The following is a 12,494-nucleotide window of genomic DNA, read 5'->3' on the forward strand; positions in this document are numbered from 1 at the left end:
CCCCGACGGGCAGGACGACGAAGAGGAGGAGGGGGTGGCCGCAGTGGCCACCCCCTCCTCCTCGTTCTTCCCTCGCGGCTACGCGGCTTCCACCACGTCCGTCGGGTCCGCGAACTGCGTCCGGTACAGCTCCGCGTACCGGCCCTCCTCGGCGAGGAGCGTCTCGTGGGTGCCGCGTTCCACGATGTGGCCGTCCTCGACCACCAGGATCTGGTCGGCGGACCTGATCGTGGACAGGCGGTGGGCGATCACGACGGCGGTACGGCCTTCGAGTGCCTCCGCGAGCGCTTCCTGCACGGCCGCCTCGGACGTGTTGTCCAGGTGGGCGGTCGCCTCGTCGAGGATGACGACACGCTGGCGGGCGAGGAGGAGGCGGGCGATCGTCATGCGCTGGCGTTCGCCGCCGGAGAGGCGGTAGCCGCGCTCGCCGACGACGGTGTCGAGGCCGTCGGGCAGGGAGTGGACCAGGGCTTCCAGGCGGGAGCGGCGCAGCACGTCCCACAGGTCCTCCTCGCTCGCTCCGGGCCTGGCCAGGAGGAGGTTGGCGCGGACGGTGTCGTGGAAGAGGTGGCCGTCCTGAGTGACCATGCCGAGGGTCGCGCGCAGGGATACGGCGGTCAGGTCGCGGACGTCGACCCCGCCGATGCGTACGGCACCCTCGTCGACGTCGTAGAGACGCGGCATCAGCTGGGCGACGGTCGACTTGCCCGCGCCGGAGGTACCGACGAGGGCGACGGTCTGGCCGGGCTCGGCGCGGAACGAGATGCCGTGCAGGACCTCGGCGCCCCCGCGGGTGTCGAGCGAGGCGACCTCTTCGAGGGAGGCGAGGGAGACCTTGTCGGCGGACGGGTAGCCGAAGCGGACGTCGTCGAACTCAACGGCGACCGGGCCCTCGGGCACCGCACGGGCGTCCGGCTTCTCGTCGATCAGCGGCTTCAGGTCGAGGACCTCGAAGACGCGCTCGAAGCTGACCAGCGCGCTCATGACCTCGACCCGCGCCCCGGCCAGGGAGGTCAGCGGCGCGTAGAGGCGGGTGAGGAGCAGGGCGAGGGTGACGACGGTGCCCGCTTCGAGGGTGCCCTCGATGGCGAAGTAGCCGCCCAGACCGTAGACGAGCGCGAGGGCGAGGGCCGAGACGAGGGTGAGGGCGGTGATGAACGCGGACTGCGCCATGGCCGTCCGTACGCCGATGTCCCGTACGCGGCGTGCGCGGGCGGCGAACTCGGCGGACTCGTCGCCGGGCCGGCCGAACAGCTTGATCAGCGTGGCGCCGGGCGCCGAGAAACGCTCGGTCATCCGGGTTCCCATGGCCGCGTTGTGGGCGGCCGCCTCCCGCTGGAGCCGGGCCATCCGCGTACCCATACGCCGCGCGGGCACCACGAACACCGGCAGGAGGACCAGGGCGAGGAGCGTGATCTGCCAGGAGAGCGTGAGCATGACGGCGAGGGTGAGGAGCAGGGTCACGACGTTGCCGACCACGCCGGAGAGCGTGTTGCTGAACGCTCTCTGCGCGCCGATCACGTCGTTGTTGAGGCGGCTGACCAGGGCGCCGGTGCGCGTCCGGGTGAAGAAGGCGACGGGCATGCGCTGCACATGGTCGAAGACGGCCGTGCGCAGGTCGAGGATCAGGCCCTCGCCGAGATTGGCCGAGAGCCAGCGGGCGACGAGGCCGAGGCCCGCCTCCGCGAGGGCGATCACGGCGATGAGGAGGGCGAGGCGGATGACGGTGCCCTCGTGCTTGCCGGCGACGATGGCGTCGACGACGTGCCCCGCGAGCAAGGGGGTCGCCACGGCGGTCAGTGCGGTGACCACGCTCAGGACGACGAACTGGGTGATCCGGCGCCGGTGCGGACGCGCGAAGGCGGCGATGCGGCTGAGGGTGGCGCGGGCGAAGGGTCGGGTGTCCTGCTGGGCGTTCATGACGCTGTGCAGCTGCGTCCACGCCGTGGTCTCCATGCTCATGGAGTAGACGGTAAGACCTCAAGCAAGCTTGAGGTCAACCCGGATGCTTGATTCACGGTGGAGGACCCCTGGGAGGGGCGCGGTCGACGTGCCACGCTGAACATCACCCAGCGATGATCACTCAGGAGGGTCCGGATGCCGGTCCGCGTCGAACGCCGAGGTCACGTCACCACGGTCGCACTGTCCCGCCCCGAGGTCCGCAACGCGGTCGACGGGCCCACGGCCGCCGAACTGGCCACTGCCTTCAAGGAGTTCGACGCCGACGAATCCGCTCGCGTCGCCGTGCTCTGGGGCGAGGGAGGCACGTTCTGCGCGGGCGCCGACCTCAAGGCCATCGGCACGGAGCGCGGGAACCGGGTCGCCGAGGAGGGTGACGGCCCGATGGGCCCGACCCGACTGCGGCTGTCCAAGCCGGTGATCGCCGCGGTGAGCGGGCACGCGGTGGCCGGCGGCCTCGAGTTGGCGCTCTGGTGCGATCTGCGGGTGGCCGAGGAGGACGCCGTCTTCGGGGTGTTCTGCCGGCGCTGGGGCGTGCCCCTCATCGACGGCGGCACGGTGCGGCTGCCGCGGCTCATCGGCGAGAGCCGCGCCATGGACCTGATCCTGACGGGCCGCCCGGTGCCCGCCCCGGAGGCGTACGCGATGGGGCTCGCCAACCGGGTCGTGCCGCCGGGCCGGGCGCGTGCCGAGGCGGAGGAGCTCGCGGCGCGGCTCGCGGGCTTCCCGCAGGCCTGCATGCGCGGCGACCGGGCCTCCGTGCTCGACCAGGCGGGGCAGGGCGAGGAGGCGGCCATGGCGACCGAACTGCGGTACGGGACAGCCGTGCTGGAGGAGAGCCTGAAGGGGGCCGCGCGGTTCGCGTCAGGGGCGGGGCGGCACGGGTCGTTCACCGACATGTGACCCGGCGCCGCGCCCGCCCCCGCGCGAAGGGTCAGGCCTGGGGTCTTTCGTTTGGATCAGGCCGGATCAGGGAGCGGGGCATGATCCAAACGAGAGGCCCTAGGTGTGCAGCGGGACCGTCAGCTGCTTCAGCCAGGTGCCGGTCGTGAAGTCACGTGCCTTGATGACGACCGAGCGGGGCCCCACCTCGACCTGGAGGCCCTGGTTGAAGGCACCGCCGAGCGAGACCTCGCCGCCCTTGCCGTCGTCCATCCAACCGACCTGCACGGCGGCGGTGTTGACGACGGTGAACCCTTCGAGGTTGCCGGTGCCGGGCACGACACGGCGCACCACCCAGTCGGACAGGTTGAGGTCCCAGTGCGTGTGCCCGGAGAACAGGAACACGTCCCTGTAGCGGCCCAGGACCGACAGGAGCCGGTCGGGCTGGAGGTAGTCGCTCATGTACAGCTTGTTGTGCGTACCCGACACGGTGTTGGGCAGCGGGTGGTGGGTCAGGACCATGACGGGACGGCGGCGGCGCGCCCAGTACGCGAGCCGGTCCTCGAGCCAGGCGAACTGCTCGTCACTGATCCACACCTCGTCCCACAGCTTCGCGTCGTGGTAGTGGGAGTAGCGCTCGGTACCGAGGCTGAGGACGGGCACGCCGCCGAACGAGGTCTCCGAGTAGACCTTGCCCCGCTCCGCGAAGTTGTAGAAGCTGCGGAAGAGGGAGTCCTCGGTCGTGCCGTTGGGCCAGGTGGCCTGGGCGAGGGTGTTGGGGTCGCTGTACTTCGGCACGTAGAACTCGTGGTTGCCGATCGCCCACGCCACGTTCTTGGGGTGCGGGTGCTTGTCCAGGGTCTGACGGACGGCCGCGTACTCGAAGTCGTAGCCGCGCGGGGTGATGTCGCCGGCGATGCCGAGGCCCGCGCTGTGGGGATTGACCGAGTGCAGGTCGTCGAGCGCCTTGCCGAAGTCGGTCAGGTCGCCCTGGATGTCGCTGATGATGTTGAACCGCACGGTCCCGCCGCCGTGGCCCTGTGCGGCGGGAGCGGCGGCGGGCGTCTCGGCGGCCGCGGGGGCGGAGACCAGGGAGCCGGTCGCGGCGAGCGCGCCGGTCGCGAGCGTCGCGCGCCCGGTCGTGGCCATGAACGATCTGCGATCCATCGGTGTTTCCTCCAAAGCGACTGCCCCCGTGTGCGGGTGGTTGGTCGACTTCGAGCCTTACGGATCGTGATGGCGTGACGACATACCGGAGATGACCGAGGCCTTAAGTATGGTCTAGCCCAGTTACTCTTTCGTGATAATCCCGCGGCCCGGCGTGCGGGTCCCTGCTCAGCCCAGTTCGAGTGTGGTGATGCCGAAGATCCTTTCCTGGGCGAACCGCCGGACGGACCCGGTGTACATGCGGGCCGTGGCGAACCCGGGGGTCAGTCCGTACTCCTCGGCGAGTGCCACGGCGGCCGGGTTCGACTCGGGGACGTCCACCGCGACCGCCGCCCGGCCGACCGCGGCGAGCAGGGCATCGAACAGCGCGCGGGCATCCTGCGGGGTGTCCGCGAACAGCGGGCCGACGCGGAACGCGTCCCGGGCCGGGCGGATGACGCCGTAGCCGGTGACGCGGCCGTCGACGACGCGGGCGAGCGCGCGATGCCCGTCACCGGCGAGCCAGGAGGCGAGGAAACGGGGCCGTTCCGCGGGGTAGCAGGCGCTGTCGTACAAAGCGATGGCCTTCAGGCCGCCCGCCTCGGCGACGGGGATGACGGCGCCGGGTGCGGGTTCGCCGGCGGCCGGGCGCGGGGACCGCGGGACTCCCGCGTAGCGGACGGTCGCGTGCTCCAGACCGAAGCCGGACTTGCGGTAGTTGTCCTGCTGGTCGGGGACGCCGTCGAGGCCGACGGTCCTGCCGTCCGCGTGCGCGAGGCCCGCCTTCCAGGTGGCGATGCCGTAGCCGCGGCCGCGCAGGTCGGGGCGTACGAGGTAGAAGCCGAGGAAGGCGTAGTCGTCACCGTAGTTGACCACGGAGATCGCGGAGACGGGCTCGCCGTCGACCCGGCCGATGAAGAAGCCGTCGGGGTCCTGGGCGAAGAAGCTGCGGCTGTCGGCGAGGCCGGGGTTCCAGCCCTCGTCCGCCGCCCAGCCCGTGACGACGTGCCAGTCGTCGAGCGTGGCCCGGGTGATGTCGAGCCGCTCGGGCGCCTCGGGGGTGCCGGCCGTCGGGTGGTTGCCGGAGGTGTGGGGGTCCGGTCGCGTCATCGTCGCCTCTTCCGTTCCTGTGCGACGCGCCGCCGGCCGCCGCCCTTGATCTGTGCCGGACCCATCCTTCCCGATCACCTCCCTCCGCCGCGACCACTGAGGCACGATGATCGGGCAGCTGACCGAACTGCTCTTTTCCGCAAGGGAGTTGCGCCATGGGGGAGAACACGCCGCCCGTCGACCGGATCGACACCAGCACCCCACATCCCGCACGGGTCCACGACTGGCTCCTGGGCGGCAAGGACAACTACCCGGTCGACGAGGAGCTCGGCCGGCAGATCGTGGCGCTCGAACCTCAGCCCAAGTACGTGGCCCAGCACAATCGCTGGTTCATGCAGCGCGCCACACGGCATCTCGCCGGGTCGGCCGGGGCGCGCCAGTTCCTGGACTTCGGCAGCGGCATCCCCACGGAGCCCAACCTCCACCGCATCGCCCAGTCCGCCGCGCCGGACGCCCGTGTCGTGTACGTGGACAACGACCCCATCGTGCTCGCCCACGCGGGGGGGGCTCCTGCGCGGCACTCCGCAGGGCGCACCGAGTACCTGTCGGCGGACGCGCGGGAGCCGTAGAAGATCCTTGAACTCGCTGCGGACAGCCTGGAGTTACCGCCCGGTGACACTGTCGCTCGTCGGCTGCTCCATTTCATCCCGGACACGGACGGCGTCTACGACCTCGTACGCACCCTCGTGGACGCGCTGCCGTCGGGGAGCCATCCGGTCCTGTCGCAGCTCGCCGGCGACTTCGATCCGCAGCGGACCCGGGAGGCCGTGGCGATGTACGCGGCAGGCGGGGTGACGCTCGTACCGCGCTCACGCGAGGAGATGGGCCGCTTCTTCGAGGGGCTCGACCTGCTTGCCCCCGGGATCGTGTGGCTGCCGGACTGGCACCCGGAGCTCGCCGTCGACGAGGCCAGGAGCGAATCGCCGGTACCGCCGTACGCGGGGGTGGCGCGCAAGCCGTAACCCTCGGACCCACCCCCGAAACCCCTCACCCGGGCTCCCGGAAACCCTCAGGCGGACTACCTGAATCTTTATGGTCACCTTGACTATATTCAAGGTGCGCCATATCGTCGCCATGACGAAAACACCTAGGGGGTTCCTGTCATGGCCGACATCAAGCGACGCTTCGGACTGCACCACCTGCGCTCCGCGCCCACCGCCCACATCCGCCACCACAAGCGCGGCGCGCTCGCCCACGACGGGACGGGCCTGAGCTTCTGGTTCCGGGCGCTGAGCGCGGCGCTGTCCGAAGTACCCGTGGACGACCGGGAGTTGGCGGTCACGTTCCACGCGCGGACCGCCGACTTCCAGGACGTCGCCGTGCAGGCCTCGGTGACGTACCGGATCAGCGACCCCGCGCTCGCCGCCGCCCGGCTCGACTTCTCGCTCGACCCGGACACCGGCGCGTGGCGCGGCGCACCCCTGGAGCAGCTGTCCGCGCTCCTCACGGAGACGGCGCAGCAGCACGCGCTGGACGTCCTGGCGCGCACCCCGCTCGCGGTCGCCCTCGCCGACGGTGTGACGGCGGTGCGCGAACGGATGGCGGCGGGTCTAGCCGCCGAGCCCCGGCTGCCCGCGACCGGCGTGGAGGTCGTCACCGTGCGCGTCGTGGCGCTGCGCCCCGAACCCGAGGTGGAGCGGGCGCTGCGCACCCCGGCCAGGGAGCGGATCCAGCAGGAGGCCGACCGGGCGACGTACGAGCGGCGCGCGGTGGCCGTCGAGCGGGAGCGCGCCATCGCCGAGAACGAACTCGGCAGCCGCATCGAACTGGCCCGGCAGGAAGAGCAGTTGGTGGAGCAACGGGGCACGAACGCACGCCGCGAGGCCGAGGAGAACGCGGCGGCCGACGCGGTGCGCGCCGGGGCGGAGGCCGCGCGGGCGGTGCGCCTGGCCGGCGGTGAGGCCGAGGCGGCGCGCGCGGTCGGCGAGGCGCGGGCGCACGCGCAGGAGGCATGGCTGCGGGTCCACTCCGAAGTGGACGCCGCGACCCTGCACGCCCTCGCCGCCACTCAACTGGCACAGAACGTCCCGCGGATCGAGAACCTGACCCTCTCCCCCGACGTGCTCACGGGTCTGCTCGCCCGGCTCGGAAACGACCGGGGTGAACGGCCGTGACGCTCGCCCCCCGCGCCGTACTCGTCCACCGGACCACGGAGTACCAGGAGTTGCTGGCCCGGCACGGCACGCACGGCCAGGCCGCCTTCTTCCTCTCCTCGCGCGGCCGCTCCGTCGAGGAGGTCGCCGAGCGCCATCACCGTACGACGCGCGCGCTCGCGGACGTCGCGGCGGCCGTGCCGCTCACGTGGCGCAGGACCCGTCTGGAACGAGCGGACCTGGACCGGTTCCTGTTCGGCCCGGAGGACGTGGTGGTCGTCGTCGGGCAGGACGGCCTGGTCGCGAACGCCGCCAAGTACCTGTCGGGCCAGCCGGTCGTCGGCATCGACGCGGATCCGGGGCGCAACCCTGGGGTCCTGGTGCGGCACCGCGCGGCCGACGCGGCGAAACTGCTTCCCGCGGCCGTCTCGGACCGGGCGCCCGCCGACGAACTCACCATGGTGGAGGCCGTCGCCGACGACGCGCAGCGGCTGCTCGCGCTCAACGAGATCTACCTCGGCCCGCCATCGCACCAGACGGCGCGCTACCGGATCGGCCCCGACGACGACACGCTCGCACCCGAGGCCCAGGCCTCCTCGGGCGTCCTGGTCGGTACCGGGACCGGCGCCACCGGGTGGCTGCGCTCGCTCTGGCAGCAGCACGCGAGCACACTCCCGCTGCCGGGCCCGGCGGACCCCCGACTGCTCTGGTTCGTCCGCGAGGCCTGGCCCTCCCCCGCCACGGGAACGTCCCGCGTGGAGGGCTCACTCGGCCCCACCGACCGGCTGCGCGTCACGGTCGAGTCCGACCGCCTGGTCGCCTTCGGCGACGGCGTGGAGAGCGACGCGCTGCAACTGACCTGGGGTCAGACGGTACGGGTGGGCCGGGCCCGGGAACGGCTGCGCCTGGTGGCCTGACCGAACAAGAGGCCTGATGCACAAGGGGCCTTGTGCACAAGGGTGGACCTGGCCCGACCGGCCGAGGCGGCACTCGCCGCGATGCCGGACGACGCACACGAAGAGACCCTCGCAATCATCGGCGACGTTGCCGCGGCCCGGTGAGCAGGTCCAGGTCCCGCAGCCGCCATCGACGCTGTTCTACGCCGCCGCGCCTGGATCGCCCACGTGGTGCTCCTGTGCGCCCGACACGCCTGGCCGTCCTTCACCGGCTCCGCCCCTGCCGATCTCGCGCGCCCCCAGTTCGCGGGCGGTCTCCAGGAACGCCCGTACCTGCGGTGCGGGGGCGGACTCGGGCAGGACGAGCGCCCATTCGGTGAGTGGCGCATCGTCGATCGGGACCAGCACCACTCCGGGATAGGCGTAATAGCGGGAAACATGGGCGTTGAACGGGCAGACCGCGCGCCCGGCGGCGACCAGGGCCAGGACCTCGTGGAAGGTCCTCGCCTGCGGGCCGCGGTGAACCAGGCGCCCGCCAGGCGTCCGATCCGGGCACATCTCCCGGAACCACTCCTCGGGAGTACGCGGGCCGGGGTCCGGAACTGTCCGGCCGGCCAGGTCCTCGAGCGACACGCGAGCCCGTGACGCCAGATCGGAGCCCGCGGCCACAGCCAGGACCCGGCCCTCCGTCAGCACGACAGGCCCGAGCCGGAGTCCGGGTTCCGGCACCGGGAGCCACATCAGCTGCACTGCTGCCTCGCCGGCCCGTATCCGGGCGAGCGGATCACTGAAGTGGTACTCCACGAACTCCACGCCGCACTGAGGGTGGCGGGCGCGGAACTCCTCGACCAGCCAGGCCACTTCGGAGGGGAGCACGCCCATCGTCCCCAGCCGCACGGTCCCGGAGCAACCGCGGGCCGTATCCACCGCATGCGTCAGAGCCCGGCGGATCGACTCGTAACCGGGGTGGAGATCATCGCGCAGTTGTCGGCCCAGAGGTGTCAGGGTCACGGTGCGAGTGCTGCGATCGAACAAGGCCCCGCCCAGGCGGCGTTCCTGCCGGCTGACGGACTGGCTGACGCGTGCTTGGGAGAGATGCAGCCGCTCCGCGGTCCGGCCGAAGTGCAGTTCCTCGGCCAGCGTCAGGAAGATCTCGATGTCCCGCAGTTCCACGGCTCCCCCATTGATCACTCCCGCTTATGGCTGCAATGCGGAAATCGGCGTTGTCCCGGCCGAACAGCCTAAGCGAGACTCGGCCCCGGCCCACCGGCCCACCGGCGCCCGGCGGGCACCGTAGTCAGCCGTGCCCACCCATCCCTTCTCCTCTCCGTGCCGTCCGCCGCAGCCACAGCCACAGCCACAGCCGCAGCCGCAGCCGCAGCCGCGGAGCGCACCACAAAGGATCCTCACCTTGGCACCTGATCCGACCACCATTCACCCGCTCCCCGCACACGACAGGGTGGTGTTCCTCAAACCTCTGGTCACCTCACCGAAGATCGTCGTTGGCGAGTACACCTACTACGACGACCCCGACGGCGCGACGGAGTTCGAGCACCGTAACGTGCTCTACGCCTACGGGCCCGAGCGCCTGATCATCGGCAGGTACGGCGCGATCGCCGGCGGAACCCGCTTCCTGATGGCCGGCGCGGAGCATCCGACGGTGGGTGTGTCCACCTTCCCGTTCACCATGTTCGGTGGCCGCTGGGCCGAAGAGACCCTGGACATCGTCACGGCCATGCCCAGCCGCGGGGACACGGTCATCGGCAATGACGTCTGGTTCGGTCACCGGACGACGGTCATGCCGGGTGTGCACATCGGCGACGGCGCCATCATCGCGGCCGGCGCCTTGGTCACCTCGGACATCCCTCCGTACACCATCGTCGGTGGTAACCCGGCCAGGCCGATCCGGCAGCGGTTCACCGACGACGACGTGTCGCGGCTGCTCCGCGCAGCGTGGTGGGACTGGCCTGCCGAGCTGGTCACCGAACACGCCCGCGTCATCATGGCCGGAACTCCCGCGGACATCGCACGCATCGCCGCCGAGCACGATCTGGAGAAAACGCCGTGACCCAGGTGTCCATCGACGAGCACGCTGTGACGGACAGCGAAGCCGGACCGTACGCCATCACCACCGGGCCGGACGGCGCGCTGTGGTTCACCCTGGTCCACAGCGGCCGGATCGGCCGACTGGTCCCGGGCGAAGAGGCGACGAGCCACCAGCTCGACGCCGCGTGCGGGCCGACCGTCATCGTCCATGGCCCCGACGACGCCCTGTGGTTCACCCAGTACAAGGCCCACCGGATCGGGCGGATCACCACCGGCGGCTTCATTGAGAACTTCCCGCTGCCCACCCCCGACTGCGGGCCCTTCGGTATCGCAGCGGGGCCGGACGGCGCCCTGTGGTTCACCGAGACCGCCGCCGATCGCATCGGTCGCATCACCCCCGACGGCCTGGTCACCGAATTCCCGCTCCCCGTCACGGGCGCGTTCCCTTCCGCGATCACCGCCGGTGACGACGGCGCGATGTGGTTCACGCTCAACCAGGCGAACGCTGTCGGGCGGATCGACATGGACGGCGCAGTGACCCTCCACCCACTGCCGACCGAGAACGCCGCGCCGGTGGGCATCACCGCGGGGCGCGACGGCGCTCTGTGGTTCGTCGAAATCGCCGCCGGTCAGATCGGACGGATCACCCCCGACGGGAAGATCACCGAATTCCCGCTCCCCGACCGCGCAGCCCGGCCCCACGCCATCACCGTCGCCGACGACGGCACCGCGTGGTTCACCGAGTGGGGCGGCAACCGCGTCGGCTCGATCACTGCCGACGGCACCGTCACCGTGCACGACCTGCCCACCCCCGGCTCCGAGCCGCACGGCATCACCGTCGGTGCCGACGGCGCCTTGTGGGCGGCTCTGGAGATCGGTGCGCTGGCCCGCATCACCTCGGTGGACAGCGCCACCTGACCGACGACTCCTTCGCACCCGCCAGACGTCAAGCCTCAACCGTCAAGCATCAACAACGGCCGCCCGCACGGCGGTCGGAGAGGAGCACCCGTGAAATACGCACTCGTCATCTTTGAGACCGATGAGTCACGCCGCCGGATCCAGGCCGACCGGGACACCTACCGCGCGGATTACCAGAACTGGATCGGCAAGCTCGCGGCGGCCGGAAAGCTGGTGGGCGGCGACGCCCTGGAAACCGAGAACAACAGCCCGGCGACCGTGCGCAAGACGTCCGACGGGACATCATCAGTGACCGACGGGCCCGCGCACACCGGCGAGGAGACCCTCGGCGGCTGGTTCGTAGTTGAGGTGGCCGACCTTGCGGAGGCCGTGGAACTGGCCGAGGCCCTGCCCACTCCGGAGACGATCGAGATCCGCCCGCTCCTCGAATCCGCCTGAGCCCCCTCACCGTCGTACTACTCCGGCGGCGTGGGCGTGTCGTGGCTGTGGTACATCGCCTGGATGTCGAGCTCCAGCTTCACCGTGGGGCCGACCACGGCGATGCCTCGGGCCAGCATGCTCCGCCAGTCCAACGTGTAGTCCTCGCGGTGGAGTTCGGCCGTGGCGAGGGCCGCGCAGCGCAGTTCCTCCGCGTAACCGCCGTTGACCATGCCGAGATAGCCGGTGTCCAGCTCCACCGTGCGGCTGACGCCGTGCATGGTGAGGGCGCCCTGGATCGTCCACTTGGAGCCGCCCCGATACAGGAAGCGGTCGGAGGAGAAGTGGATGTACGGGTAACGCTCGACGTCCAGGAAGTCGGCCGAACGCAGGTGGTTGTCCCGGGTCTTGTTGCCGGTCGTGATGCTCGCCGCGTCGATCTGTACTTCGACGCGCGAGTCCGCCATGTCGTCCGCGACGTGGATGCCGCCGTCGAAGCGGGTGAACCGGCCATGGACGTGGGCCATGCCGACGTGCTTGGCGATGAACCGGATCGCGGTGTGCGGCGGGTCGAAGAGCCAGGTGCCGGGCTGCGGCAGCTCCGGCGGGCGCCCCATGTTCAGCTGCACCGAGGTCAGCGGGAGCGTCTCGCCGGCGACGACGTCGACGGTCTGCTGGTGAGGCTGGAGGCCGTCGGTCGTGATCATGATGCCGTACCGGCCGGGCGGCAGCGTGACGAAGACGAGGCCGTACGGGTCGCTGGTCACCTTCGCCGCGACGCGGCCGCTGCCGACCTGGGTCACGGTGACCTCCGCTCCCGCCATCGGCTGCCCCATGGGGTCGGCCACCTCACAGTGGAAGGCACCGGCGCCCTGCGGCACGGGGTGCACCAGCCCCGCCCCGCGCGAGTCGCGTCCGGCCCGGCTCCTCCTGAACAGCGCGAGGGGCATGCAGATCACCTTTCGGGTTCGGCCGCAGAACCTCCGCAGCGGGCTCGCACATACGATCCCATGTCTGCGATCTCCGC

The 12,494-nt window shown here is 71.2% G+C and carries 11 protein-coding genes and 1 pseudogene; 7 read left to right on the forward strand and 5 right to left on the reverse strand.

What is annotated here, in order from left to right; genetic code table 11:
• Positions 1 to 78: 78 nt before the first annotated feature.
• The gene (locus ACIPWY_RS21260) at positions 79 to 1,962 is read right to left on the reverse strand and encodes an ABC transporter ATP-binding protein (protein ID WP_393702574.1); all 1,884 of its coding nucleotides are present in this window, start codon (positions 1,960 to 1,962) and stop codon (positions 79 to 81) included.
• 135 nt (positions 1,963 to 2,097) lie between these two features.
• On the opposite strand from ACIPWY_RS21260, the gene ACIPWY_RS21265 reads away from it, so the two are divergent.
• Entirely contained in the window at positions 2,098 to 2,862 is a 765-nt protein-coding gene (locus ACIPWY_RS21265) for a crotonase/enoyl-CoA hydratase family protein (protein ID WP_393702576.1), read from the forward strand.
• Between the two features lie 99 nt (positions 2,863 to 2,961).
• Here ACIPWY_RS21265 and ACIPWY_RS21270 read toward each other — a convergent pair whose 3' ends face one another.
• Entirely contained in the window at positions 2,962 to 4,008 is a 1,047-nt protein-coding gene (locus ACIPWY_RS21270; RefSeq protein ID WP_393702578.1) for a metallophosphoesterase family protein, read from the reverse strand.
• Between the two features lie 168 nt (positions 4,009 to 4,176).
• Positions 4,177 to 5,097 carry a GNAT family N-acetyltransferase gene (locus ACIPWY_RS21275; protein ID WP_393702580.1) on the reverse strand — a complete coding sequence of 307 codons (921 nt, stop codon included), beginning with the start codon at positions 5,095 to 5,097 and terminating at the stop codon, positions 4,177 to 4,179.
• 155 nt (positions 5,098 to 5,252) lie between these two features.
• On the opposite strand from ACIPWY_RS21275, the pseudogene ACIPWY_RS21280 reads away from it, so the two are divergent.
• The 3 genes and pseudogenes from ACIPWY_RS21280 to ACIPWY_RS21290 all read left to right on the forward strand — a co-directional run bounded on the left by ACIPWY_RS21280 (position 5,253) and on the right by ACIPWY_RS21290 (position 8,107).
• A pseudogene (locus ACIPWY_RS21280) lies at positions 5,253 to 6,059 on the forward strand (SAM-dependent methyltransferase).
• A gap of 141 nt (positions 6,060 to 6,200) precedes the next feature.
• On the forward strand, positions 6,201 to 7,211 hold the full coding sequence (locus ACIPWY_RS21285) for an SPFH domain-containing protein (RefSeq protein ID WP_362906513.1): 1,011 nt from the start codon (positions 6,201 to 6,203) through the stop codon (positions 7,209 to 7,211).
• Positions 7,208 to 8,107, forward strand: a complete 900-nt coding sequence (locus ACIPWY_RS21290; protein WP_393702583.1) for a hypothetical protein — start codon at positions 7,208 to 7,210, stop codon at positions 8,105 to 8,107. Before ACIPWY_RS21285 ends, ACIPWY_RS21290 begins: the two co-directional genes overlap by 4 nt.
• 180 nt (positions 8,108 to 8,287) lie before the next feature.
• On the opposite strand, the gene ACIPWY_RS21295 is transcribed toward ACIPWY_RS21290, so the two are convergent.
• Positions 8,288 to 9,259 (reverse strand): LysR family transcriptional regulator, encoded by a 972-nt coding sequence (locus ACIPWY_RS21295; protein ID WP_362906516.1) that lies wholly within the window; start codon positions 9,257 to 9,259, stop codon positions 8,288 to 8,290.
• A gap of 238 nt (positions 9,260 to 9,497) precedes the next feature.
• Between ACIPWY_RS21295 and ACIPWY_RS21300 the strand changes: the two genes are divergently transcribed.
• The 3 genes from ACIPWY_RS21300 (at position 9,498) to ACIPWY_RS21310 (ending at position 11,488) form a co-directional block, all read left to right on the forward strand.
• Positions 9,498 to 10,154, forward strand: a complete 657-nt coding sequence (locus ACIPWY_RS21300) for a CatB-related O-acetyltransferase (RefSeq protein ID WP_393702585.1) — start codon at positions 9,498 to 9,500, stop codon at positions 10,152 to 10,154.
• Positions 10,155 to 10,159: 5 nt separating this feature from the next.
• Positions 10,160 to 11,050 carry a virginiamycin B lyase gene (locus tag ACIPWY_RS21305; protein ID WP_401534646.1) on the forward strand — a complete coding sequence of 297 codons (891 nt, stop codon included), beginning with the start codon at positions 10,160 to 10,162 and terminating at the stop codon, positions 11,048 to 11,050.
• Between the two features lie 90 nt (positions 11,051 to 11,140).
• Positions 11,141 to 11,488 carry a YciI family protein gene (locus ACIPWY_RS21310; protein WP_362906522.1) on the forward strand — a complete coding sequence of 116 codons (348 nt, stop codon included), beginning with the start codon at positions 11,141 to 11,143 and terminating at the stop codon, positions 11,486 to 11,488.
• A gap of 17 nt (positions 11,489 to 11,505) precedes the next feature.
• Here ACIPWY_RS21310 and ACIPWY_RS21315 read toward each other — a convergent pair whose 3' ends face one another.
• Positions 11,506 to 12,417, reverse strand: coding sequence for a YceI family protein (locus ACIPWY_RS21315; RefSeq protein WP_362906524.1), 912 nt, complete (start codon positions 12,415 to 12,417; stop codon positions 11,506 to 11,508).
• Positions 12,418 to 12,494 lie beyond the last annotated feature (77 nt).

The organism is Streptomyces sp. NPDC090032, from assembly GCF_044748025.1.
Taxonomy (GTDB): Bacteria; Actinomycetota; Actinomycetes; order Streptomycetales; family Streptomycetaceae; genus Streptomyces.